The sequence below is a fragment of the Streptosporangium sp. NPDC002721 genome (assembly GCF_042888905.1).
GTDB lineage: Bacteria > Actinomycetota > Actinomycetes > Streptosporangiales > Streptosporangiaceae > Streptosporangium.
Genome location: NZ_JBIAQI010000037.1, coordinates 15,927 through 39,257, shown reverse-complemented (window position 1 = coordinate 39,257; position 23,331 = coordinate 15,927). Strand labels below are relative to the sequence as shown.

The 23,331-nt window shown below is 73.5% G+C and carries 16 protein-coding genes and 1 tRNA gene; 6 read left to right on the top strand and 11 right to left on the bottom strand.

From position 1 onward, the window contains the following. Nucleotides 1–206 precede the first annotated feature (206 nt). The gene (locus tag ACFYWM_RS38825) at nucleotides 207–701 is read left to right on the top strand and encodes a ribosomal protein L7/L12 (protein WP_389924955.1); all 495 of its coding nucleotides are present in this window, start codon (nucleotides 207–209) and stop codon (nucleotides 699–701) included. Between the two features lie 45 nt (nucleotides 702–746). On the opposite strand, the gene ACFYWM_RS38820 is transcribed toward ACFYWM_RS38825, so the two are convergent. Next, nucleotides 747–1,526, bottom strand: a complete 780-nt coding sequence (locus ACFYWM_RS38820) for a FadR/GntR family transcriptional regulator (protein WP_389924952.1) — start codon at nucleotides 1,524–1,526, stop codon at nucleotides 747–749. 266 nt (nucleotides 1,527–1,792) lie between these two features. On the opposite strand from ACFYWM_RS38820, the gene ACFYWM_RS38815 reads away from it, so the two are divergent. Next, on the top strand, nucleotides 1,793–3,175 hold the full coding sequence (locus ACFYWM_RS38815) for an APC family permease (RefSeq protein ID WP_389924950.1): 1,383 nt from the start codon (nucleotides 1,793–1,795) through the stop codon (nucleotides 3,173–3,175). Nucleotides 3,176–3,320: 145 nt separating this feature from the next. On the opposite strand, the gene fdhA is transcribed toward ACFYWM_RS38815, so the two are convergent. From fdhA to ACFYWM_RS38795, 4 genes are all read right to left on the bottom strand, one after another. Next, the gene (fdhA, locus tag ACFYWM_RS38810; protein WP_389924947.1) at nucleotides 3,321–4,544 is read right to left on the bottom strand and encodes a formaldehyde dehydrogenase, glutathione-independent; all 1,224 of its coding nucleotides are present in this window, start codon (nucleotides 4,542–4,544) and stop codon (nucleotides 3,321–3,323) included. A 186-nt stretch (nucleotides 4,545–4,730) separates the two neighbouring features. Beyond that, nucleotides 4,731–6,770, bottom strand: coding sequence for a SelB C-terminal domain-containing protein (locus ACFYWM_RS38805; protein ID WP_389924944.1), 2,040 nt, complete (start codon nucleotides 6,768–6,770; stop codon nucleotides 4,731–4,733). A gap of 36 nt (nucleotides 6,771–6,806) precedes the next feature. Further along, on the bottom strand, nucleotides 6,807–8,105 hold the full coding sequence (gene selA, locus ACFYWM_RS38800; protein ID WP_389924941.1) for an L-seryl-tRNA(Sec) selenium transferase: 1,299 nt from the start codon (nucleotides 8,103–8,105) through the stop codon (nucleotides 6,807–6,809). A 13-nt stretch (nucleotides 8,106–8,118) separates the two neighbouring features. Continuing rightward, nucleotides 8,119–8,212, bottom strand: a tRNA-Sec gene (locus tag ACFYWM_RS38795). Nucleotides 8,213–8,331: 119 nt separating this feature from the next. On the opposite strand from ACFYWM_RS38795, the gene selD reads away from it, so the two are divergent. From selD to ACFYWM_RS38780, 3 genes are all read left to right on the top strand, one after another. Continuing rightward, the gene (gene selD / locus ACFYWM_RS38790; protein WP_389924938.1) at nucleotides 8,332–9,576 is read left to right on the top strand and encodes a selenide, water dikinase SelD; all 1,245 of its coding nucleotides are present in this window, start codon (nucleotides 8,332–8,334) and stop codon (nucleotides 9,574–9,576) included. Between the two features lie 218 nt (nucleotides 9,577–9,794). After that, nucleotides 9,795–11,960 (top strand): hypothetical protein, encoded by a 2,166-nt coding sequence (locus ACFYWM_RS38785; protein ID WP_389924935.1) that lies wholly within the window; start codon nucleotides 9,795–9,797, stop codon nucleotides 11,958–11,960. Continuing rightward, the gene (locus ACFYWM_RS38780; protein WP_389924932.1) at nucleotides 11,957–13,594 is read left to right on the top strand and encodes a hypothetical protein; all 1,638 of its coding nucleotides are present in this window, start codon (nucleotides 11,957–11,959) and stop codon (nucleotides 13,592–13,594) included. The genes ACFYWM_RS38785 and ACFYWM_RS38780 overlap by 4 nt, the downstream gene beginning before the upstream one ends. 210 nt (nucleotides 13,595–13,804) lie before the next feature. Here the strand turns inward: ACFYWM_RS38780 and nrfD are convergent, their stop codons facing one another. The 6 genes from nrfD to ACFYWM_RS38750 form a co-directional block, all read right to left on the bottom strand. Next, a complete protein-coding gene (nrfD, locus tag ACFYWM_RS38775) occupies nucleotides 13,805–14,866 on the bottom strand; it encodes an NrfD/PsrC family molybdoenzyme membrane anchor subunit (protein ID WP_389924928.1) in 1,062 nt (353 codons plus the stop codon). Then, on the bottom strand, nucleotides 14,863–15,705 hold the full coding sequence (locus ACFYWM_RS38770; protein ID WP_389924925.1) for a 4Fe-4S dicluster domain-containing protein: 843 nt from the start codon (nucleotides 15,703–15,705) through the stop codon (nucleotides 14,863–14,865). Before ACFYWM_RS38770 ends, nrfD begins: the two co-directional genes overlap by 4 nt. After that, nucleotides 15,698–18,895 carry a formate dehydrogenase gene (fdh, locus tag ACFYWM_RS38765; protein WP_389924922.1) on the bottom strand — a complete coding sequence of 1,066 codons (3,198 nt, stop codon included), beginning with the start codon at nucleotides 18,893–18,895 and terminating at the stop codon, nucleotides 15,698–15,700. Before fdh ends, ACFYWM_RS38770 begins: the two co-directional genes overlap by 8 nt. A gap of 33 nt (nucleotides 18,896–18,928) precedes the next feature. Further along, complete coding sequence (locus ACFYWM_RS38760; protein ID WP_389924919.1) at nucleotides 18,929–19,429, bottom strand: flavin reductase family protein; 501 nt, start codon at nucleotides 19,427–19,429, stop codon at nucleotides 18,929–18,931. Between the two features lie 9 nt (nucleotides 19,430–19,438). After that, nucleotides 19,439–20,662 (bottom strand): styrene monooxygenase/indole monooxygenase family protein, encoded by a 1,224-nt coding sequence (locus tag ACFYWM_RS38755; protein WP_389924916.1) that lies wholly within the window; start codon nucleotides 20,660–20,662, stop codon nucleotides 19,439–19,441. Nucleotides 20,663–20,966: 304 nt separating this feature from the next. Continuing rightward, nucleotides 20,967–21,956 (bottom strand): AraC family transcriptional regulator, encoded by a 990-nt coding sequence (locus tag ACFYWM_RS38750; RefSeq protein WP_389924913.1) that lies wholly within the window; start codon nucleotides 21,954–21,956, stop codon nucleotides 20,967–20,969. Between the two features lie 413 nt (nucleotides 21,957–22,369). On the opposite strand from ACFYWM_RS38750, the gene ACFYWM_RS38745 reads away from it, so the two are divergent. Then, on the top strand, nucleotides 22,370–23,326 hold the full coding sequence (locus ACFYWM_RS38745; protein ID WP_389924911.1) for a dienelactone hydrolase family protein: 957 nt from the start codon (nucleotides 22,370–22,372) through the stop codon (nucleotides 23,324–23,326). The last annotated feature ends 5 nt before the right edge of the window (nucleotides 23,327–23,331 follow it).

Sequence of the window (23,331 nt, the reverse complement as noted above, 5' to 3'; positions counted from 1 at the left end):
GGCGTACTGCGGGAGGTTCGGGAGAGACGAGGCTCGGTGGCGGTCAGGTGGACGGGCGTGTTGCGGGCGGTTCGGGACGCTGTCATTTAACAACCGTCGTCACCCTTCGCGTCCATCGCCCGACGGGTTCCGGCCGGACCTCCCTCTCCGGCTCCGGCTCGTCTCCGTCCCTCACGGCCCGCGCGGATCCGGCGTACGATGCGGGCATGCCGAACCTCGGGCCCGTTGAGCTGCTGATCATCGCCGTTCTGTTCGCGGTGGTCCTGGCGATCGTCGTCGGTGTCGTCGTGGCGGCCGTGAAGGGTGGCCGGGCGGTCTCCGGCGGCAAGGTGCCCGTCATGGCGCCGACGCCCCAGGGGCTGCACGAGGCCGTCACCAGGTTGACGCGCCAGGGGCAGAAGATCCATGCGATCAAGGAGTTGCGCCGGTACACCGGGCTCGGCCTGAAGGAGGCCAAGGATGTCGTCGACGCCGTGGCCATGGGACACGACCTGTGGACCCATCCCCTCATGGCCCGCTTCCGTCCCACCGGCCCCATGGTCTCGCCGGGCGCGAGCGGCATCGCCGTCACCGGTCCGGACCTGGCCGCTCGCGTGCGCGAGCTGAAGGCCGCCGGGCGCGCCGAGCAGGCGGTCCACCTGGTGCGTGGCGAGACCGGCATGGGCGAGCGTGAGGCCGAGCTGTTCGTCGAAGCCCTCTGAGCCCTGCCCGGGTTCCCTCGGACCCGCCTCCGGCCCCCTGAGCGCTCAGCCCGGTCCGGCCGCCCCGTCCCCGCCGTCCCCGCCGTCCCCGTCCCCGCCGCCCTCGACGCCGACGAACATGGTCCGGTGCAGCACCTCGACGTGGCGGCGGGTGACCTCGACCGCCTTCAGCGGGTCGCCCGCGGCCAGGGCGGCGACGAGGTCGGCGTGCCCACGATTGGACTCGCGCAGGTGGTCCAGAGAGAAGGGCAGGTAGTAGCGGTAGAGCTCCCGGACGACCGAGCCGTACTGTTCCACCGCGGACGGCAGTCCGGTGGCCTCGGCCACCCCCAGGTGGAAACGCTCGTCGTGGGTACGGAACTCGGCCCAGCTGGAGGCCTGGCCCATGCTGGTCACCAGCCGCTCCAGCTCCTCCAGCCGCCGCGGGCCCTGACGCGTCGCGGCCAGGTGCGCGATGCCGCACTCCAGGAGCAGCCGCTGGTCGATCAGCCGGTGGACGTCGGCGGCGGCCGACCGGTAGGCCTCGATCTCGCGTACCCCGCCGGGCGGGGGCCGTTCGGACACCAGGGTGCCGCCGCCGCGCCCGCGTCGCCGCTCCAGGATGCCCTGGTCACAGAGTGAGACGAGCGCCCTCCGTACGGTGATCTCCCCGACGCCGAGGGCACGGGCGATCTCCCCCGCGGGCGGCAGCCGCTCCCCGGGTTTCAGCAGGCCCAGTTCGACGGCCATCGCGATGCGGGCACGGACCGTGTCGAGCGCGTTGAGGCGCCGGATGCCCCCCAGGGCGGGGGCTTTGAGCACGATGAGGGGGCCGCCGGACGACATGCCACCACCGTACTCGTCAAAAAACAGATCATAATGACCGAAATTGGATTAAATGCTCATAATAATATATTTTTTAGTTCCTAGCCGGGAAGCAGGTGTGCCATGTCGCGTCCTCTCTCCACCCCCGAGGACCGCCTCGGCTTCGACCGCGTGTGGAACCGGTTCACCGAGGCCGGCGGGCCGACAGACCTCCCCCTCCACCAGGGACGGATCGCCCCCTCCCGCCGGATCCCGGCGGAGGGTGACTCTTCGGGAAGAGCCTCGCCATGTCATCCGACGGACCAGTCCTGAGGCGCGCCCTGACGCTCGGCGAGGTCGTGACGTTCGGCCTGGCCTACCTGACGCCGCTGATCGTCCTGGGCATCTTCGGCGTCGTGTCCGAGACCACCGGGGGCACGACCGCCGCCGCGTACGCGCTCGCGCTGGTGGCCATGCTGTTCACGGCCTTCAGCTACGGCAAGATGGCCGCGATCTACCCGATCGCCGGGTCGGCCTACACCTACGTGCGGCGGGCCATCGACGCGCGGGCGGGCTTCCTGGTGGGCTGGGCGGTGCTGCTCGACTACTTCTTCCTGCCCATGGTCATCTGGCTGATCGGCGGCGCCTACCTGTCGGCGCAGTTCCCCGAGGTCACCTCGTGGGTGTGGATCGTCCTGTTCATCGTCGTGACGACCGCGCTCAACCTGATGGGCATCAAGATCGCGGCCCGGGTGAACATCCTGCTGATGACCTTCCAGATCGCGGTGCTGCTCTTCTTCGTGCTGCTGTCGATCGGCTACGTGGCCGGTTCGTGGGGACCCGCCTCGCTGTTCGACCTGGCGCCGTTCGACAACCGGGCCACCACGATCTCCAGCGTCGCGGCGGGCGCCGCCATCGCCGCCTACGCCCTCCTCGGCTTCGACGCCGTCACCACCCTCGCGGAGGAGACCGTCGAGCCGGGCAGGACGATCCCCCGGGCGATCCTGCTGACCGCGCTCGCCGGTGGCCTGATCTTCGTCGTGGTCGCGTACTTCACGCAGCTCGTGCATCCCGGCGGCTTCTTCGAGAACTCCTCCTCGGCCGCCTTCGACATCGCCAAACTGATCGGCGGCAGCCTGTTCGGCGCGGTCTTCCTGGCCGGCCTGGTCGTCGCCCAGTTCGCCTCCGGCCTCGCCGCGCAGGCCGGCACCTCGCGGCTGCTGTACGCGATGGGGCGCGACGGGGTGCTGCCCCGCAAGGTGTTCGGCTACCTGCACCCCGTGTGCCGCACGCCGGTGTTCGGCCTGGTGATCACCGGCGCCGCGGGCCTGGTCGCGCTGTGGCTGGACATGACCACCTCCACGTCGTTCATCAACTTCGGCGCCTTCACCACCTTCACCTTCGTCAACCTCAGCGTGATCGCCCACTACGTCAGGGAGCGCCGCGCGGGCCGGGCGCCGGGGGTGGTGCCGTACGTCCTGGCCCCGGTGATCGGGGCGGGGGTCAACCTGTGGCTGCTGAGCCGCCTCGACGCGCACGCCGTCACCCTCGGCCTGATCTGGCTCGGCCTGGGCGTGATCTATCTCGCCTGCCTCACCCGCATGTTCCGGCGACCGCCTCCCGACCTGGAGTTCGCCGAGGAGCCGCCCGTCACCGCGTGCGCGGGCAACGACCCGCGCCTGCTCTGGTAGCGGCTCCTGGTACGGGCCCGCGCGGTTCTCCGTCGCCCCGCACGGTTCCCCGCCGCGCGACCACGGTCGGGGGTCTCCGCCACGGGCGCGCGTCAGGGCTCCTTACCGCCCCCGGTACGGCTCCCGCCACGGTGCGGGCTCCGGGTCAGCCGGTCGTGCCGAGCACGCCGTTCGGGTCGAGCACGAACTTGGACGCGGCGCCCTGGTCGAAGTCCGCGTACCCCTGGGGCGCCTGGTTCAACGGGATCGTCACGGCGTTGACCGCCTTGGCGATCTGCACCCTGTCGTTCAGGATCGCCTGCATCAGGTAGCGGTTGTAGCGCATTACGGGGCACTGGCCCGTGCCGAAGGACAGTGACTTGGCCCAGCCGAGGCCGAGCCGGATGGACAGCGCCCCCCGCCGCGCCGCCTCGTCGTGGGCGCCCGGGTCGCCGGTCACGTACAGGCCCGGGATGCCGAGCGCGCCGCCGGCGCGGGTGACCTCCATGAGCGAGTTGAGCACCGTGGCGGGCTGTTCCCTCGCCGAGTCGCCGCCGTGGCCGCGCGCCTCGAAGCCCACGGCGTCGACGCCGCAGTCGACCTCGGGCTCGCCGAGGATCTGCTCGATCTGGTCCCTCGGCTCACCCCGCGACACGTCGACGGTCTCGCAGCCGAAGCTGCGGGCCTGCTCCAGGCGTTCCTTGTTCAGGTCGCCGACGATGACCACGGCCGCCCCGAGGAGGAAGGCCGAGACGCCCGCCGCGAGCCCGACCGGGCCCGCGCCCGCGATGTAGACGGTCGAGCCGGGCCTCACCCCGGCGGTGACGCAGCCGTGGAAGCCGGTGGGGAAGATGTCGGTGAGCATGGCCAGGTCGAGGATCTTCTCCATCGCCTGGTCCCTGTCGGGGAACTTCAGCAGGTTCCAGTCGGCGTAGGGCACCAGGACGTACTGCGCCTGCCCGCCGACCCAGCCGCCCATGTCGACGTAGCCGTACGCCGCGCCCGGCCGGTCGGGGTTGACGTTCTCGCAGATCCCGGTCTTGCCCTCCTTGCAGTTGCGGCAGCGCCCGCAGGCGATGTTGAAGGGCACCGAGACGAGGTCGCCCACCTTCGTGAACTCCACGTCCGGGCCGGTCTCGACGACCTCGCCGGTGATCTCGTGGCCGAGGACGAGGCCGACGGGCGCGGTGGTGCGGCCACGGACCATGTGCTGGTCGCTGCCGCAGATGTTGGTCGCGACGGTCTTGAGGATCGCGCCGTGCGGCACCTTGCGGCCCACGTTCGCCGGGGGCACCCCGGGGCCCTCCCTGAGCTCGAACCCGGGATAGTCGGTCTCCCGGACCTCCACCTTGCCCTGGCCCTCGTACGTGACGACTCTGTTGCTCGGCATGACGGCCTCCTGTCTCCTCGTGGTGCCCTTCCGCGCGATGCCGACGGAGCAGCCGGTCGTCGCCCGCGAGGACGTGAGGGGGATCGTGACCACCAACTCCGAACCGAAGATGATTTTTCACCTTTTTTCACCATATACCCGCTGGTCACGGCGATATCGGGGAGCCGTACCTCTCCGGCCGGGCGGTCAGCGTGGCGGCGGGGACGATCCGCGCCCGGCGGCGGCCGGGCAGCGGCGGTGGACCTGGTCGACCCGCTGGGTGATCCCCCTGCGGTCGAGGTGTTCCAGGAGCGGCACCGCGACCCTGCGGCTGGTGCCGAGGGCCTGCCTGGCCTGGCTGACCGTGAACGGCTGCGGCAGCCGGGCGAGCAGCCGCCCGGCCAGGAGGTCCGCGCCGGGCAGCAGCACGATCCCCTCGGCCACCCGGAGCAGCGCCCCCGCCCGTACGGCCGCCGCCAGCTCGCGGGGCCCCAGCCCCAGCTCGGCCAGCCTGCCCGCCTCCGGCGCCAGGAAGGGGTGCGCGGACAGCTCGGCGCCGAGCCGCCCGACGGCCCGGACGAGCGGCGCGGGCAGCGCCGCGCGTCCGCCGGGGCCGCTCACGATCCGCCCGGCGTCGAGGGCGAGCGGCGGTCGTACGAGCGCCTCGACGAGCCGCCGCTCGGGCAGGGCGAGCTCGTGACGGGCCGCCTCCACCGGCAGGCCGGGCTCCAGCGGGTGCGCCGAGGCGTGGCGCCGCACCACCTCGGGGAGACGCTCCCCCAGCCTCGACCAGTGCGCCGGATCGGCCTGCCAGTCGCCGCACACCGGCCTTCCCGGGACACACCCCATGGCCACCAGGTCGGCGGTACGCAGCAGGAGGTGGGTCCGCAGCAGGGAGGCCGCGTCCGGCGGGGCCGCCGCCAGCTCGGCCGCCCGCTCCCGCGCCGCGCCCCGGCGGCGCAGCCCCGGCGGGCGCGGGTCGAGCACGCGCGCCCGCGCGAGGACCCGCACCCCGCCCCGGGCACGCCCGGGGTCGCGCAGCAGCAGCACGTCGCCCGCGTGCAGGGGGAGCCGCCCGGCCAGGCGCAGCCGGGCGATCCGCCCGCCGAGGGGCCGCACCGCGCACACCACCGCCGCGGAGCCGATGTGCGCGGTCAGCCGCCCCGGCAGGTCACCGGCCTCCCAGTCTCCGGCCTCCCAGTCACCGGCGGGCCCCGTGCCGCCGGGCGACGGGAGGTTCCGCCTCCGGCACCCACCCGGCCCGGCCCGGCCATCCGGCCCGGTCCGCCCGCCGGGCCACCCCGGGCCATCGCCCTCCGAACCATCGGAACCGTCCGCCCCGGACCTACCGGGCCACCACGGGCCACCGCCCTCCGAACCACCGGAGCCGTCCGTCCCGGACCCACCGGGCCACCACGGGCCACCGGGACCGGGTCCGGCCGGGCTCAGGCGCACGTCGACCAGGTCGGTGAACGTCCACCCGCCCGGGGTGACCAGGGCCAGGCCGCGCCCGGCGGCGCCCTGGCCGCGCAGGTTGAGCGCGACCCTGGCCACTCCGGTCACCGAGGTCACCGGCTCCTTCAGGCACTCCAGCGCCCGTACCCGCACGGGCACGTCATCGAGATCCAGCCCGTCCCCCGCCGTGATCGTCCCCGCGGGCAGGGTCCCGGTCACGACCGTCCCGCTGCCCCGTACGGTGAAGGCCCGGTCGATCCACAGCCGCACCGGCGCACCGGGGTCGGGTACGGGCAGCGCGGCCACCAGCCGGTCCAGTGCCCGCCGCAGCTCGTCGAGGCCCTGCCCGGTGCGCCCGCTCACGGCCAGCGTCTCGGCCCCGCCCAGACCGCCCGCCGCCAGCCTGGCCCGGGCCCGCCCGGCGGCCGGGGCCGGGTCGGCGAGATCGGCGCGGGTCACCACGAGCAGGCCGTGCCGCACCCCGAGGGCCTCCAGCGCGACCAGGTGCTCCTCCGACTGCGGCATCCACCCCTCGTCGGCCGCCACCACGAACATGACGGCGGGCGCGGGGCCGGCCCCGGCCAGCATGGTGGCGAGGAAGCGCTCGTGGCCGGGTACGTCGACGAAGGCCAGCCGCTCCCCCGAGGGCAGCTCCGTCCAGGCGTATCCGAGCTCGATCGTCAGCCCGCGCCGCCGTTCCTCGGCCAGCCGGTCGGGCTCCATCCCGGTGAGCGCCCGTACCAGGGTGGACTTGCCGTGATCGACATGGCCCGCCGTGGCCACGACGTGCATCAGCCACCCACCCGCGTCGGCCGCCCGCTTCGACGATCACACATGTCGGCCGCCCACCCCGAGAACGGCTCTCAGCACGTCCCCGTCCCGGTCGGCGGGCACGGCGCGCAGGTCGAGCAGGAGGCGGCCGCCCTCCACGTGGCCGACGACCGGGGGCTCCCCGGTCCGCAGCGGCACGGCGAACCGCTCGGGCAGGCTGATCGCGGCACTCGGCAGCGTCACGCCCGGCGCCCCGCCGCCGCCCACCGCCGCCTCGCTCGGTACGGCCCTCGCGTCGACCCCGGCCACGGCCAGCCGGTCCGCGAGCGCGGCGGCGCGCTCGCCGAGCAGCGCGGCGTCGGCGCGCAGGGCCTGGTGGACGGGGGTGGCGGGACCGCGCAGGGTGGCCTCCAGCGCGGCCAGCGCCAGCTTGTCCACCCGGAGCGCGCGGGCCAGCGGGTGCCTCCTGCACCGCTCGACCAGGTCGCGGCGGCCCAGCAGCAGCCCGGCCTGCGGGCCGCCGAGCAGCTTGTCGCCGCTCGCGGTGACCAGGTCCGCCCCGGCCTCCAGGGCGCTCGCCGCGTCGGGCTCGCCGGGCAGCAGCGGCTCCGGCGCGAGCAGGCCGGAGCCGACGTCGGACACCACCGGCACGCCGAGCCCGGCCAGCTCGGCCGCCTCGACCGAGCCGGTGAAGCCCTCGATCCGGAAGTTCGACGGGTGGACCTTGAGGACGAACCCCGTCTCCGCCCCCACGGCCGCCCGGTAGTCGGCGTAGGAGGTGCGGTTGGTGGTGCCCACCTCGCGCAGCCTGGCGCCGGTGGAGACGAGCAGGTCGGGGATCCGGAACCCGTCGCCGATCTCCACCAGCTCGCCGCGGCTGATCACGATCTCCCGCCCGGCGGCGAGCGCGGTGGCCACGAGCACGAGCGCGGCGGCGTTGTTGTTGACCACGTGCGCGTCCTCCGCGGCGGGCACGGCCCGGGCGAGCGCGTCCAGCGCGCCCCGCCCCCGGCGGGCGCGGGCCCCGGTGGCCAGGTCGAACTCCACGTCGGCGTAGCCCGCCGCCGCGGCCGTCGCCTCCACCGCCGCGGCCGACAGGGGCGCGCGGCCCAGGTTCGTGTGGACCAGCACCCCGGTCATGTTGATCACCGGCCGCAGGCTCGCCGGGTACGGCGGGAGCTCCGCCACGGCCGCGTCCGCGACCTCCCCGGGGTCGAGCCCGCCCTGCCGCGCGCGCCGCTGTGCCCGTACGACGGCGTCCTTGACCACCGCCCGCCCGAGCCTCCCGGCCGCCGCGACCAGCCGTGGGTCGGCGAGGACGGCGTCGGTGCGAGGCACGAGCCTGCGTGGGTCCACTCTCCGAACATAAGCGGAGGCGGACGGGAATCGAACCCGCCAGGCCGAGGACCTCGGCCTCGACGATTTTGAAGACCGCGGGGACCACCAGGTGCCCATACACCTCCAGGGGAGAACATTACCCGCGAGCGGGTACGGGCAACGGGGACGGCATGCCGGACGACGGCGTGCGGATCCGGCCAGGACCTGATCAGGACTCACCAGGATCTACCAGGGAGGACGCGGTATGACGGAGACCACCGCGGAGCGGGGCGCCTCTCTCCCGGAGCGTGGCACCGTGCGGCTGACCCAGTACGCGCACGGGGGCGGCTGCGCCTGCAAGATCCCACCCGGCGAGCTGGAGGCCGTCGTCGCGGGACTGCTGAGGGACGCGGACGCCCCCAGCGGGCCTCGCGGCGCCGAAGCACTCCACGACCCCGGCGGACCCCGCGGCCCTGGGGAACCCCACGGACCCGGCGGCGGCCCTCGCGACCCCGGCTCCCCCGGCGTGCTTCGCGAGCCAGGCGGGCTTCGCGGATCAGGCAGCCCTCGTGAGCCAGGCGGGCTTCGCGAGCCAGGCGGCCCTCGTGAGCCCGGCGAGCGCCCGCGCTTCAACGGCGAGCTGATCATCGGGCTGGACGACGGCGACGACGCCGCCGTGGTCCGTGTCGCGGGCGGCCGGGCGATCGTGGCCACCGCCGACTTCTTCACCCCCGTGGTGGACGACCCCTACGACTGGGGACGGATCGCGGCGGCCAACGCCCTGTCGGACGTGTACGCGGTGGGCGGCGAGCCCTTGGTGGCCGTCAACCTGCTCGGCTGGCCCCGGGACGTGCTGCCGATGGAGCTCGCCGGGGAGGTGCTGCGCGGCGGCCTGGAGGTGGCGCGGGCGGCGGGCTGCCACGTCGCGGGCGGTCACAGCGTCGACGACCCGGAGCCGAAGTACGGGATGGCCGTCACCGGACTCGCCGATCCCAGGCGCCTGCTGCGCATCGACGGCGGCCGGGCGGGCCTGCCGCTCTCCCTGACCAAGCCGCTCGGCGTCGGCGTACTCAACACCCGGCACAAGGCGACCGGCGAGGTCTTCCCGCAGGCGGTGGCCGCGATGACCACGCTGAACCGCGACGCCTCCCGGGCCGCGCTGGCGGCGGGTGCCGGGTGCGCCACGGACGTGACCGGGTTCGGCCTGCTCGGCCACCTCTACAAGCTTGCCAGGGCGAGCGGCGTCACGGCGGTCGTCGACGTGGCGGCCGTACCGTACCTGGCCGGGGCCCGCGAGGCCGTGCGGGACGGGTACGTCAGCGGCGGCACCCGCCGCAACCTGGGGTGGGTGAAGCCGCACCTGGACCCGGGCCGTTTCGGCGAGGAGGACCTGCTGCTGCTCGCCGACGCCCAGACCTCCGGCGGCCTGCTCGTGGCGGGCGAGATCCCCGGCGCGCCGGTCGTCGGCGAACTCGTCCCCCACGAGGGCCCGACTCTACGGCTGCGCTGACCCGTCCGGCCCCGGCCCCGGGGTGCCGCCTCGTGCCAGGTGAACGCGTCCCCCGGAGATGTCACCGTAGTGGTCGGCCGCGGCGTCGTGCGGGGCCTCTCACCGGACCCGGCAACGACGTGGACGAGCCACCGACAACGGGTCTGTACGGCATGTCGGGTGTCACCTATCTTGAGGGCGGATGATCAGGGAACGTTCCACGTCACACATGAGGCCGAATGAAGCAGAATCCCCGGGCACCCTCGCCACGCCCCCTCGCCCCGCCGCCTCCCGGCAAGGAACCGGCCGTACACCCGCACGCGCCGTCACCCCGTGCGGACGGAGTGGACGGCGCGAGCGGAGTGGACGGCGCGACGAGGGCGGACGGCGGCGCGGACGGCCACACGGATGGCGCGGACGGCGCGGACGACGTTTCCTCGATCGCGCCGGACCGGAGCAGGTCGAGGCGCGACCTGCGCGACCTGCCCGCCCCCTCCCAGGACGTCCCGCGTGACGTCACCCTCGCCCTGTCACTGCCCTCGATGCTGTGGGACCTCGCGCAGGCGCTGGAGGAGGACAGGCTCGTCTCCCCGGAGACGGCCTTCCCCGGGCAGGCGGCGAGGTTCCGCAAGCCCCCCGGCCCCGCTTCCGACGGCTACCGGAGCTGGCTCTCGGAAGCGAATCAGTACTTCACGATGCTCGAACTGGCCGAGTTGCTCCCGGCGCTGCTGTCCGATCGGCCGCTGGAGATCCCGCCCGTCGCAGAGTTCATGAAGTCGGCGGTGAGCGTCCAGGACGCCCAGATGATCATAACGCTGCTGAAGAAGCACGCCGCCGAGGCGCCGGCCCGGCGGGAGGCCGCCGTCGCCGAGGTACGGCGGGAGGGGAAACCGACGCTCGCCGGGCGGCTCGGCCTGCTCAGGGACCTGCTCGGCGGTGGTCCTCCCGTGTCCGACGCCGTGCACGCCGCGCGGGTACGAATCCTGCAGGACACGCCGCTCGACCCGGAGTTCGAGAAGGTCGACGACCCGCTGCGCGCCCAGGCGCTCGCCGCCCTGGTGGCGAAGTTCTCCGGCGTCACCCGCCGATGGCCGGGGATGTCGGCGCAGGAACGCGCCGGCGTCCTGAACGAGGCGGTGCGGCTCCACTGCGAGCGGCTGGGGATCCCGGGCCGCCTGCCCCGGCTCGTGCTCGAAGAGCGTCCCGTCGACGTCGGTGACGGTGAGCTTTCCGTGACCGAGCTGGGGGCGTTCGTCGAATCCCGCCTGACGATCGAGATGAACACCCGGACCCCGATGTGGGAGTCGTTCCCGCTGGTCATCGAGACCCTCGTGCACGAGAACACGCACAACTACCAGGGCTGGCTGACAGGTGAGCTGCGGGCCGGCCGGCTCGACCCGGCGGACCCGCGGTACCTGCAGGCCCAGCTGTTCGCGGTCAACCTCGGCCGCGGGTACGTGCGCACCCGGCCCGGCGGCGGCGACCGCCTGGCGTACCTGAACCAGCCCGTGGAACGGCAGGCGATGAAGGCCGGGCTGGAGGCCAGGTACACGTTCACGGGCGCCCTCCAGAAGGAAGGACGGGCTCTCTTCGAGGCGGCGCTCGTCGCCTCCCCCCGTCCGCCCGAGGCGACGCTGCGCTGGTTCGGTACGGCGCTCGGGGGCGAGGTCGCGACCCCCATGGTCATCGCGATGGACGTCGTCGACCGGTACCTGGCGGCGAAGAACTCCGTTGACTATCTCAAGGCCGAGATCCTGCAGTGGATCGGCGAGCGGCCCGACTTCACGGAGGAGGAACTCAAGCCGGTCCGTGACCTGATCGGCCTCAACCAGCAGATAGGCCCGTTCAGGCGAAATTTCATCACCCAGACCCGCGGTGCCGAGGGAGCCGCCTTCCAGCGGCTCAGACTGGTCGCGGCTCAGCAGAGCGGTCTCGCGGGCGAGGCCGTCGAGGCGGCGCGCGCCGCCGCCGAGGACGCTGCCACGGCGGCGGACCGCGCGCGAGACCTTGGCCAGGGGGTCACGGACGAGGGCGTCCAGTCGGCGGTCGCGGCCGCGCGGGCCCAGGCGGCTTCGGCCGCCGAGCTCGTCGACGGCGCGAAGCAGGCCGCGGCGCTGGCCGGCGCCGCGGCCACCCGCACCATCATCACCCACACCGAGGCCGCCGCGATCGCGGCGGAGGCGACGGACGTGTCGACCGAGGCGCAGCTGTTCCGCGACGCCGCGACCGCCGCGGCCCGGGCCGCGCACGCGTACGCGGAGCTCGTCCACGGGTCCGTCGCGTACCTCGCCGCGACGGCCCGCGCCGCCCGGGCGGCCAGGGCCGAGGTACTGGCACAGTCGCAGGCGGAGGCGGTACGCGCGGTCGCGCGCGTCACGAACGCGAGGAGCGAGGACCCGCGATGACCACCCCCGGAAGGCCGAGATCGCAGTCGGCTCCCGCCCTGCGGGCGACCAAGCGCGAGAAGCTGCACCCGCCGCCCCAGATCCCCCCGGAGGAGGTGGATCCCGGCGCCACGCCCCGTCCGGACGGGATCCGGACGCCCGACCCGCAGGCGCGGGCGGCCGACCTCATCGGCCGTGGGGAGGGGTTGGACGCCCTGTCCCTCGACCAGAAGTTCTCCCTGCTGAGCTCGATGGCGTCGGGACCCGATCCCGTCGGCCGGTACTCGCCGCAGCTGGGCAGTCTCTACCGGAACATGAAGACGCTCGACCCCGGCTTCGAGCGACACGACGGGAGCGCGCAGCTGCGGGTCCTGGAAACGATCGCCGAGCGGTTGCCGGACGCGCCGCGCCGCTGGCGGAACGCCTCGACGAAGGAGCGCGGGGACATCGTCCGCTCGATCCTCGAAATCCAGTGCCAGGTGCTGGGGATGAGCCCGGACCGGATGCCCGGGGTGGAGCTCCTGGGGGACGGGCCGGAGCCCATCCCCGGCAACAGCATGGGCCAGTACTTCGAGGCCGGAAGAGTGCTCGAACTCATCACGAGGGCGCCCGGCTGGGAGGAGTTCCACGAAGCGATGAACACCGTGCTGCACGAGGGCACGCACAACTACCAGTACAGCCTGGTCGACATGCTGGACGCGGGACAGCTGGCCGGTGACCCCAGGGAGAGGCAGGCCGGGGCGTTCAGGAGCAACTTCGCCGCGTACCTGAACGGCGACGACGGTGACCGGGAGTCCTACCTGGCGCAACCGGTCGAACTGCACGCGATGGCGGTGGGAGACGAGGCACAGGCCTACTTCCTCGATCAGGCCCTCATCGCGGGCGCGGATGTGTACGAGGCGCTGTCACGGGTGGACACGACGCCGGAGATCGACCGGATACAGCGGGAGCTGGAGGAGGTCCTGACGGAGGAGTCGTCGTCGGCGATCTACCGGTTGATGGAGCAGGCACGGCGGTACCTGCCGGACGTGGAGCCCCGCCCCTCCGAGCCGGAGCGGCGCCTTCACCAGGTCGGGCGGGCGGCGAGCCTCGGCAGCGATCCGGGTGCCACGCCCGCCGACCGGGAGAGGATCATCCCCCTGGTCACGGACCCGGCACTGAGCGACGACGCGCTCGGGGACGCGCTGGCCGAGCTGGGTGCGGAGATCCGTGAACGGAGCCACGCGGCCCACCGGGACCGGTTCTCGGTCCAGTTCCTCGACGCGAACCGCGCCGCCTTCTTCACCGATCTCGCCACGTCCGTGCTCCGTGACCTGGGCGAGCCCGTCCCCGAGCCGCGGGAGGCGGAGCGCGTCGAGGCGGAGATCAACCGGATCAAGGACGCGCCGTACTACACGAACCTGGCCTGGATAGCCGGGGAGACCGCCGCGGTCCGCGACGCCGCCGAGCGCACGGAGGACGTCGCGCACACGGAGATGGTACGGAAACTGCGTGAGGCGGGACTCTTCGAGGACGCGGAGGCGTGCGAGGACACCCACACCGCCTACCGGCAGGCCAAGGAGAGGGAGCGCGCGGCCCAGGCGGAGGTCGACCGCGCCCGGCGGGCGCTCGGCGAGCTGATCGCGCGCCGCGGCCTGGCCACCGTCCCGACCTGACCGGACCCCGGCGCCACGCTTCCGGGCGTGGCCCGCGGGCCGGATCCGGCCCGGCTCCTCCGCCGCGTCGAGCCGGGTGGCGCCACGGGCGTCGTGCGGCGGCATCGGCGCGAGCGGCCCCGCCGCCTCGGGCTACTCGTGGTGCGGCAACCTCCTCACAGGGCGGCAACCTCCTCGCGGCGCGGCAACCTCCGGAGAGGACACGGCCACTCAGGATCCTTCGCCCGCCGAGGCACGGACGCGCTCCCGCTGGGGCACCACCGTGTACTTCGGGTCGGCGGCCGAGGCCTTGCCCGCGGCCAGCACGCCGAAACGGGTGAGAAGGGCACCGGCGGTGAGCGCGAGGCCGGACAGCGCGCCGAGGGCACGGCCACGCCCGGCGACCGTGGCGAGCAGGGCGCCGCCGACCGTGAGGGCGCGGGCCGCCCGCATCAGGCGGCCCGACCTGCCCAGCCGGTACGGCTCGCCGACCAGGCCGAGCCGGTGCTCCATCACCGCGCCCGCGACCGTCTCGACGGCGGCGCCCAGCACGGCGACGGCCCGGGCCGGGCCCGCCTCGCGGCGCGGGGTGGCCAGCATGCCCACGGCTCCCGCCCCGGCCAGCGCGCTCCCGGCGAAAAGGAACGGCAGCTCGCGGTGGGCCTCGTGCCAGGCGGGCACGGCGGTGTCGGCGACGAGCACGGCGGTGTAGGTCGACATCAGCGGCCCGGTCACCACCGCCGCCAGCGCGGCCACGTCTCCGGCGGCGGGCAGGACGCGGGTGATCCCCACCGGGAGGAAGGGGATCGGCGGAACGGGCCGGGCCGGGATCCGCGAAAGGAACCGGGCAGGGACCCGTGAAAGGAACCGGGCAGGGATCCCCGGGACGGGCCGGGCCCGCTCCGACCGGGCCGTGACGAGCGCGGAGGCGGCCGAGAGGGCCGTCAGGCCACTGTGGGCGGCCAGCAGCCAGGAGCCGACGCTCATCGGCGAGGTGGGTTTGAACACCCGCAGCATGTTGAGGAACCGCTCCGGCCTGCCGAGCTCGGCGACCAGGAAACCGGCACCGGCCGCGGCACCGGCGGCCGCGGTGACCCTGGCGGTGAGCGCGAGCCGGTCACGCCCGGTGAGCGTCGCCACGGCGGAGATCACCGACGCGGCACCGGACGTCCCGCCCAGGTAGAGGTAGAGCGGCATGTGGGGTTCGTGCCAGATCGGGGCCTTGATGATCGGCTGCCCGTAGTAGGAACGGAACTCGGCCTCCGGCACCATCGCCTCCTCGCCGCGCCTCACCTCTTCCCTCCACCTGAAAAACCCCGCCCGCCCGAAAAGCCTCGCCCGCCCGAAAAGTCCCGCCCGCCCAGGAAGGACACCGCGACCACCCCGGCCATGGAGAGCGCCGCCCCGGCCGCCCAGCGCCACATGGCGGGCAGGTCCCTGGTGGTGACCACCGGGTCGGGCGGCAGGCCGTACACCTCGGGTTCGTCGAGCAGCAGGAAGAAGGCCCCGTCGCCGCCCACCCCGTCGCCGGGGTCGGCCCCGTACAGGCGGGCCCGCGGTTTTCCCTCGCCACGCAGCCGTTCCACCCGTTCCCCGGCGCGGGCCCGCAGCTCGTCCAGCGGCCCGAACTGGATGGAGTCGGTGGGACAGGCCTTGGCGCAGGCCGGTTCCAGCCCGCCGAGCTGGCGGTCGTAGCACATCGTGCACTTGAACGCCCGGCCGTCGCGCTCCCTGCGGTCGATCACGCCGTACGGGCAGGCGGGCACGCAGTAGCCGCAGCCGTTGCAGACGTCGGCCTGCACCACGACCGTGCCGAACTCGGTGCGGAACAGCGCCCCGGTCGGGCAGACGTCCAGGCAGGCGGCGTGCGTGCAGTGCTTGCACACGTCCGACGACATCAGCCACCCCTCGACGCCTCCGTCCCCACCCTCGTCACCATGCCCGCCAGACTGCTCGATGAAGGCCACGTGACGCCAGGTGTCGGCCCCCAGGCCGCCCGTGTTGTCGTACGAGGTGGCCCGGAAGACGAACCCGTCGTCGGGGACGTCGTTCCACTCCTTGCAGGCGACCTCGCAGGCCTTGCACCCGATGCAGATGCTCGTGTCGGTGAAGAACCCCATCCGTTCAGCCATCGCGGTACTCCTCGATCAGGCCGAGCAGCGCCCCGCCCGTGGGACGCCGGCCGGGCCGCAGGTCACAGGTCATGGCCTTGCTCTCCTGGATGTAGACGTTCGGGTCGAGCACGAGGGGCATCAGGTCGTTGACGGCGTCGCCGGTCACCAGGCCGCCGCTGCCCCAGCCCCAGTGGTAGGGGAGGCCGACCTGGTGGATCGTCCTGCCCTGCAGGCGCAGCGGGCGCACCCGCCCGGTCACCAGGACGCGGGCCTCGATCGCTGAACGGGACGTCACGATCGTCGCCCAGCCCCCGTTGACCAGCCCCAGCTCGGCGGCGAGCTCCGGCGACACCTCGCAGAACAGCGCGGGCTGCAGCTCGGCGAGGTAGGCCAGCGGCCGGCTCATGCTCCCCGCGGTGTGGTGCTCGGTGAGCCGGTAGGTCGTGAGCACGTACGGGAAGCGCGGCGACCCCGGCGGGTTGTAGGGGCTCTCGGGGCGCGGGTAGGTCCGGCGGGCGGGGTTGGCCCGCTGCCCGTACAGCGTGTTGCGGACCGGCGACTCGTGCGGCTCGTAATGGGCGGGCAGCGGCCCGTCCGCCAGGCCCGCCGGGGCGAACAGCCAGCCCTTGCCGTCGGGCTGCATGATGAACGGGTCGGTCCCGGCCAGCGCGGCCTCGGCCAGGGCGCCCTCGGGCGGCAGGTAGCCGGGCGGCTTGTCCCTCTCGAAGTCCGGCACGTCGAGCCCGGTCCACTCCCCCTTCTCCGGGTCCCACCACACGTAGGCCTTGCGCTCGCTCCACGGGCGGCCCTCGGGGTCGGCGGAGGCCCGGTTGTAGAGAATGCGCCGGTTCGCGGGCCAGGCCCAGCCCCATTCGGGCGCGACCCTGTTCTGCTCGCTCGCGGGCCTGCGCCGGGCCGCCTGGTTGACCTCGTCGGCGTACACCCCGCAGTAGATCCAGCAGCCGCACCGGGTGGAGCCGTCGGGCCTGAGCTCGGTGTAGGCCGACAGGGTCCGCCCGTCGGGGCCGGTGCCGTTGATCTCGCGCAGCACGGCCGAGGCCGAGGGCTCGGCGTGCTCGCCCTCCTCGGGGTAGTCCCAGGTCAGCTCGCGGACCGGCCTGTCGATCTCGTCGCCGGTCATCCGCTCCCTGATCCGCTTGCCGAGGTGGTAGTAGAACGACAGGTCGCTGCGGCAGTCGCCCGGCGGCTCCAGCGCCTTCTCCCGCCACTGCAGCAGCCGCTGGGTGTTGGTGAAGGTGCCCTCCTTCTCCACGTGGCTCGCGGCGGGCAGGAAGAACACCTCGGTGGCGATGTCCTCGGTGCGCGTCTCCCCGGTGGCGAGCTCGGGGCCGTCCTTCCAGAACGTGGCCGTCTCCACCAGCGTCAGGTCCCGCACCACCAGCCATTCGAGGTTGGCCAGGCCCAGGCGCTGCGCCCGGCCGCCCGAGGAGCCGACCGCCGGGTTCTCCCCCACCACGAAGTAGCCCTTGACGGTGCCGTCGATCTGTCCCATCACGGTCGTGAAGTGGCCGTGGTCGCCGGTGAGGCGGGGCAGGTGGTCGAAGCGGAAGTCGTTCTCCTCGGTGGCGGCGTCGCCCCACCACGCCTTGAGCAGGCTCACCGCGTAGGAGCGCTTCCTGCCCCAGAAGCCGGTGTCGGCCCCGGCCTTGGCCAGGTAGTCGTCGAGCCCCTCGTGCCGGTGGGCGTGCGGCATCGGCAGGTACCCGGGCAGGATGTTGAACAGGGTGGGGATGTCGGTGGAGCCCTGGATGCTGGCGTGGCCGCGCAGCGCCAGGATGCCGCCGCCGGGACGGCCCACGTTGCCCAGCAGCAGCTGCAGGATCGAGGCCGTGCGGATGTACTGGGCGCCCACGGTGTGCTGGGTCCAGCCGACCGCGTACGCCCAGGCGGTGGTGCGTTCCCTGCCCGAGTTCGCGGTGATCGCCTCGGCCAGCTCGGCGAAGCTCTCCCGGGGGATGCCGCACAGCTCCTCCACCGTCTCCGGGGTGTAGCGGGCGAAGTGCCGCCGCAGGATCTGGTAGACGCAGCGCGGGTGGCGCAGCGTCGGGTCCGCAGGCGGCCTCGACGGCGCGGCGGCGCCGCCGGAGCCGTACTGCTCCGGGCCCGCCGCCTCGGCGTGCCGGGGCCCGCCCTCCAGCTGCTCCCCGTGCTCACCCCCGGCTTCGGCCGCCTCCTCCCCCTTGCCCTCGTACGCCCAGCTCGACGGGTCGTACGCGCGCGTCTCCGGGTCGAAGCCGGAGAACAGCCCGTCCAGGTCCTCGGTGTCCCGGAAGTCCTCGGAGATGATCGCCGAGGCGTTGGTGTAGGCGAGCACGTACTCGCGGAAGTCCAGCTCGTTGGCGAGCACGTGGTTGATCAGCGCGCCGAGCAGCACGATGTCGCTTCCCGCCCGGATCGGCAGGTGGCGGTCGGCGATCGCGCTGGTGCGGGTGAAGCGCGGGTCGACGTGGAACACCCTCGCCCCGCGAGCCTTCGCCTCGACCACCCACTGGAATCCCACCGGATGGCATTCGGCCATGTTGGAGCCCTGGATGACGATGCAGTCGGACTCGGCCAGATCCTGCTGGAAGTCCGTGGCACCGCCACGCCCGAAGCTGGCCCCCAGACCGGGGACGGTGGAGGAGTGTCAAATACGGGCCTGGTTCTCCACCTGGATCGCGCCCAGGGCGGTGTAGAGCTTCTTCATCAGGTAGTTCTCTTCGTTGTCCAGCGTCGCCCCGCCCAGGCTCGCGATGCCCATGGTGCGCCGGACCGTCTTTCCCTCGTACTCCTGCTGCCAGGTCTCCCGGCGGGTCCGCACCACCCGGTCGGCGATCATGTCCATCGCCGTCTCCAGGTCGAGCGGCTCCCAGTCGGTGCCGTGCGGCCGCCGGTAGAGGACCCGCGTCTGCCTGCCGGGGTGGGTGACGAGCTGCTTGCTCGCCGATCCCTTGGGGCACAGGCGCCCGCGCGAGATGGGCGAGTCGGGGTCGCCCTCGATCTGGGTGACCCGGCCGTCCTTGACGTAGACCAGCTGGCCGCAGCCGACCGCGCAGTACGGGCACACCGACCGCGCGACGCCGTCGGCCTCCTCGGTGCGAGGCCGCAGCGCGTCGGTGCGCGCCGAGCGCGCGGCCTCGCCCCTGGCGTTCTCTCCCATGAGCTGCCGGATCACCGGCCAGCGGGAGATCCCTCTCCCCCATGTCATGTTTTCGGCCTTACCCCCTCCTACCTGGTCCAATCACCTGGCAGGCTCGCAGAGCGCCATCTCGCGCTCCGGCGCGGAGAACGCCCGGTAGTTCCCCGAGTGGAAGACCAGCGGCTCGCCCTCCTCCCGCCGGAAGTGCTCGACCTCCCCGACGAAGATCAGGTGGTCGCCCCCGTCGTACGTGGCCACCGAGCGGCAGGCGAAGTGGGCGAGGGTCCCGGCGAGCAGCGGCACCCCGCCCGGGGCGAACAGGGTCTCCACCCCGGCGAACTTGTCGGGCAGCGGCGTGGCGAACCGCCGCGACAGGTGCTCCTGGCCCGCGGCCAGGACGTTGACCGCGAACCGCCCGGCCTCGGCGAAGGCCGGCGCGCTGGGAGCCCGCCGGGACAGGCACCACAGGACCAGCGGCGGGTCGAGCGAGACGGAGGTGAAGGAGTTGACGGTCACGCCCAGCCGGTCACCCCGCGGGGTGGCGGCGGTGACCACCGCCACCCCGGTGGCGAACTGCCCGAGGGCGTCGCGCAGGGATCTCATGACGTCCTCTCACTTCCCGGCCCGGGCCAGGTACTCGGCCGCGCCGGCCGGGTCCAGGAACCAGCCGGCGTAGTCGGACGGGTCGTCGAAGCCGTTGACGAAGCGGGAGGCCACCTCGGGCAGCCCGCCCGCCGCTCCCAGGATCTCCAGCACGTGCGGCGGCGGGGGCGCGAGGAGGGCGTTCGTCCAGGCGGTGACGTGCCGGGCGTCCTGCCAGTAGCGCTCGAAGACCCGCTCCATCCAGGGCGCGTCGTACGGCCGGTCGCCGCGCTCCAGGATGCCGGACAGGTAGGAGGCCGCGCACTTGGCGGCGTTGTTGGACCCCTGCCCGGTGATCGGGTCGTTGAGCACGACCACGTCCGCCACGCCCAGGACCGGGGCGCCCGACGGGAGCGTCGCCACCGGCCTGCGCACGACCGGAGTGAAGCGCCCGGACAGGACGCCGCCCTCGTCGGTGAGCTCGACCCCGGCGGCGCGCTCGGCCTCCCAGGGCAGGAAGGTCTCCAGGATCCGCCTGCTCGTGGCCAGGTGCTCGGCGGGGGTACGGACGTCCGCCCAGCAGTCCATCGGCCCGCCGGGGACGCCCTCGAACACCATGATCTCGCAGGGGCCGGTGACGGTGAGCGCGGGGAACACGAAGTACTCGCCGACCCCGGGGACCACGTTGAAGCACACCGCGGAGTGGTCGGGCCGCGGCGCGAGGCCGTTGACGTAGGTGAGGGCCAGCGCCCGCTGCGGGGCGCGGTACGGCGAGCGCGGCGCGTCCCGCTCGAAGAGCGAGGCGATCGCCCCCTTGCCCGCGGCGACCAGGACCAGGTCGTACTGGGCGGCGTAGTCCTCCAGGTCCTCCACGGTGGCGTCGTGGATGACGATCTTCCCGCCGAGCCTCTCCACCTCGGCCATCCAGGCGGGCATCTTCAACCGCTGGTCGACCGAGCGGGCGGGGACGTCGAGCCGGGCGGCCCAGCGGATCGCCGGGTCGCCGTCGGGGCCGGCCACCGCGAACTGGATGCCGTCGATCGGCGGGCAGCCGTCCGCCCACAGGTCGAGGCCGAGGTCACGCTCGTGGCCGAGGGCGGTGCCGAACATGGCCTGGCTGGACATGACCCGGCCGCCCCGGATGTCCTCCGGGGTCCGGTTGGAGACGACGGTGACGTCGTAGCCGTTCCGCAGCAGGCCGAGGGCCAGGTGGAGTCCCGCCTGACCGGCGCCGACGACGAGGATTCTGCGCATGGTGACGTGTCCTTTCAAGAAGGGTTCGAAAGCTTCTGGGAGGCCCTGAGAAGGCTTCGAGGAAGCGGGGAAACGATCGAGCGGCGCCTGGTGAAAAGGTACGACGGCCGCCACCGCCCGTGCCATCCGCTCAGCGCGGGTTCCATCCACCTGACGCGAACCTCCCCCTGACCTTCCCGGGCCCTCCCGGAATCTCGCCACGGAGTCACCACGGGATGCGCCACAGGGCCGAGGACGGCGGGCGACGGGCGACGGAGCCGGGCGGGGCGGGGACGAGCGGGGACGGGCGGGGACGGGGAGATCGTCAGTTGCCGCGCAGCGTCTGTGACGGCGCCCGGCCGTACCGCGCGCGGTAGAGGGCGGCGAAGCGCCCCTGGTGCGGGAAGCCCCACCGGGCCGCCACGTTCGTCACGGTGCACCTGGCCGGATCGCCGACCGCGAGCTCGTCGTGCACCCTGCCCAGGCGCACGTCCCTGAGGTAGGTCATCGGGGTCAGGCCGAGATGGCGGCGGAAGCCCTCCTGGAGCGAGCGGCCGCTGACCGCCACGGCGCGGGCGACGTCGTCGGTCGTCAGCGGCAGGTGGGCGTGGTCGTCGATGTACCGCATCGCCCGGCGCACCACCTTGGGCAGGGCGGGGGGCCGGGGCGCGGTCAGCCGTTCCAGGTAGTTGGACGGCTGCCCGGTGAGCAGGGAGGAGAGCATCGCGTTCTCCAGGTGGGCGATCGCCAGCGGCTGCGCGGCGAGCCCGTCGCCGTGCTCGGCCTCCCTCACGATCAGGTCGGCCATCGCCCTCCAGGCCCGCGCCCACCCGGTGGTCATGTCCACGCCCAGGCCGAAGACGATCGGGCGGTCGAGGCGCTCCCCGAGCATCCGCTCCAGGGCGTCCTCGACGACCGGCCGGTCGAACTTGACGATCAGCTGGGGGCAGCCCGCCCCCCAGCGCATGTCGAGGTACTCCGAGGGCGACGGCAGGGACGCCAGGCCCGGCGTCGACACGATCTCCTGGCCGCCGCACCGGATCAGGCTGCGCCCGGCCAGCGGGATCTGCACCAGGAAGAAGGACTCTAGCTCCCCGGGCTCGATGCGGACGTCCGCCCCGTAGTCGAGGTAGTTCACCCGTACGGTGCCGAGCTGGACCGAGTTGAGCCGCGCGGCCAGCCGGGAGACGTCACCGGCGAGCTCCAGCCGGTGGGGGCAGAACACGCGGCCCACCAGGTCGCGGGCCTCGTCGAGATCCGCGGTGTCGAAGACCGGCCTGTTGCCGAGCGGGACCGGCCCTCGCACCTCGCCCATCGACACCCCAACCCTCTGTGCCCTTGTGTGCCCTTGTGTGCCTTCATGTGCCCGCGTGTGCCACCGCACGCCGTGTCGCCACGTACTGTGCCGTCGCGTGCTGTGCCTTCGCGTGCGTACGGCGGCACGAGACCGCGCGACCGATCCCCACATGATCCACCGGCCGGACCCGGCCGACTATGGAGAAATACGCAAACCCTCCGGGAACCGTGTCCAATAGTGGACAGGCCCCACGGGCGAGGCGTACCGGACCGCTCAGGGGCGCGCGAAGTCCGCTTGAGCACCCCCGGAAGCGCCTCCATCAGGGGCCGCGCGTCCCGGCTTCCGGGTGGCGGCGCACGGCCCGCCTTTCGAGTGAGGGCGCGTGGCCCGGCTTTGCCGTGGCTTTCACCCGCCGGTCCTACCGTGTGCTGGTGACGTCTTTTCACCGGTATCTCGCGGAGGAGGTCGCGGTCGACCACGCGGCAGGGCTCATCCCCCGGCGCGAGGCGCTGCACCGCCTGACCCTTCTCGGGCTGGCGGCACCCGCCGCCGTCGCCCTGCTCGCGACCTGGGAAACCGCCGGGAGAAACACGACCGTACCGGCCACCACCGCTTCCGGAACCGGAACCGGAGCGAGAACGGCGACGGCGTCCGGCACTCCGGCGGACGGCGGCTCGCCCGCGGGGCCCTCCCCCCTGCCGACCGAGGAGATCATCTTTTCCGGCACCGAGAGCGGCGTCACCCTCAGGGGCGCCTGGGCGGAGCCCGTGGAACCCGTGGAGCCGCGGGGCGCGGTGCTGGTCATCCACGAGAACCGCGGGCTCACCGACCACTTCCGGTCGGTCGCCGGGCGGCTGGCGGCCGACGGCTACTGCGCGCTCGCCGTCGACCTGCTCTCCCGCGAGGGCGGGACCTCCTCCTTCGAGGACCCGGCGCGGGCCACCGCGGCGCTGGGCGCCATCTCTCCCGAGCGCCTCGCCTCGGACATGAAGGCCGCACTGGGCGAGCTGGAGCGCGGCGCCCCCGGCAGGAGGCTCGGCGTCATCGGTTTCTGCTTCGGCGGCGCCATGACCTGGCTGCTGCTCTCCTCGGACGAGCCGTGCCTGTCGGCGGCCGTCCCGTTCTACGGACCGCTTCCCGACGACGCCGACCTCTCCGGGGCGAGGGCAGCCGTCCTGGCGGTCTACGCCGAGCGGGACGACCGGGTCAACGCCTCCCGCGACGAGGCCAGGACCGCCCTGGAGAGGGCCGGCCTGGAGCACGAGATCGTGACGTTCCCCGGCGTCGACCACGCATTCTTCAACGACACCGGCCCCCGGTACGACGCCGGAGCCGCCGCCGAGGCGTACCGGCGCGCCCTGGACTGGTTCGGCCGCCACCTGGACTGAGGGCC

What these genes read in the sequence shown, in the direction of transcription:
- ACFYWM_RS38825 (WP_389924955.1), top strand. Translation starts at nt 207, where the DNA reads ATGCCGAACCTCGGGCCCGTTGAGCTGCTGATCATCGCCGTTCTGTTC.
- ACFYWM_RS38820 (WP_389924952.1), bottom strand. Translation starts at nt 1,526, where the DNA reads ATGTCGTCCGGCGGCCCCCTCATCGTGCTCAAAGCCCCCGCCCTGGGG.
- ACFYWM_RS38815 (WP_389924950.1), top strand. Translation starts at nt 1,793, where the DNA reads ATGTCATCCGACGGACCAGTCCTGAGGCGCGCCCTGACGCTCGGCGAG.
- fdhA (WP_389924947.1), bottom strand. Translation starts at nt 4,544, where the DNA reads ATGCCGAGCAACAGAGTCGTCACGTACGAGGGCCAGGGCAAGGTGGAG.
- ACFYWM_RS38805 (WP_389924944.1), bottom strand. Translation starts at nt 6,770, where the DNA reads ATGCACGTCGTGGCCACGGCGGGCCATGTCGATCACGGCAAGTCCACC.
- selD (WP_389924938.1), top strand. Translation starts at nt 8,332, where the DNA reads ATGACGGAGACCACCGCGGAGCGGGGCGCCTCTCTCCCGGAGCGTGGC.
- ACFYWM_RS38785 (WP_389924935.1), top strand. Translation starts at nt 9,795, where the DNA reads ATGAAGCAGAATCCCCGGGCACCCTCGCCACGCCCCCTCGCCCCGCCG.
- ACFYWM_RS38780 (WP_389924932.1), top strand. Translation starts at nt 11,957, where the DNA reads ATGACCACCCCCGGAAGGCCGAGATCGCAGTCGGCTCCCGCCCTGCGG.
- ACFYWM_RS38770 (WP_389924925.1), bottom strand. Translation starts at nt 15,705, where the DNA reads ATGGCTGAACGGATGGGGTTCTTCACCGACACGAGCATCTGCATCGGG.
- ACFYWM_RS38760 (WP_389924919.1), bottom strand. Translation starts at nt 19,429, where the DNA reads ATGAGATCCCTGCGCGACGCCCTCGGGCAGTTCGCCACCGGGGTGGCG.
- ACFYWM_RS38755 (WP_389924916.1), bottom strand. Translation starts at nt 20,662, where the DNA reads ATGCGCAGAATCCTCGTCGTCGGCGCCGGTCAGGCGGGACTCCACCTG.
- ACFYWM_RS38750 (WP_389924913.1), bottom strand. Translation starts at nt 21,956, where the DNA reads ATGGGCGAGGTGCGAGGGCCGGTCCCGCTCGGCAACAGGCCGGTCTTC.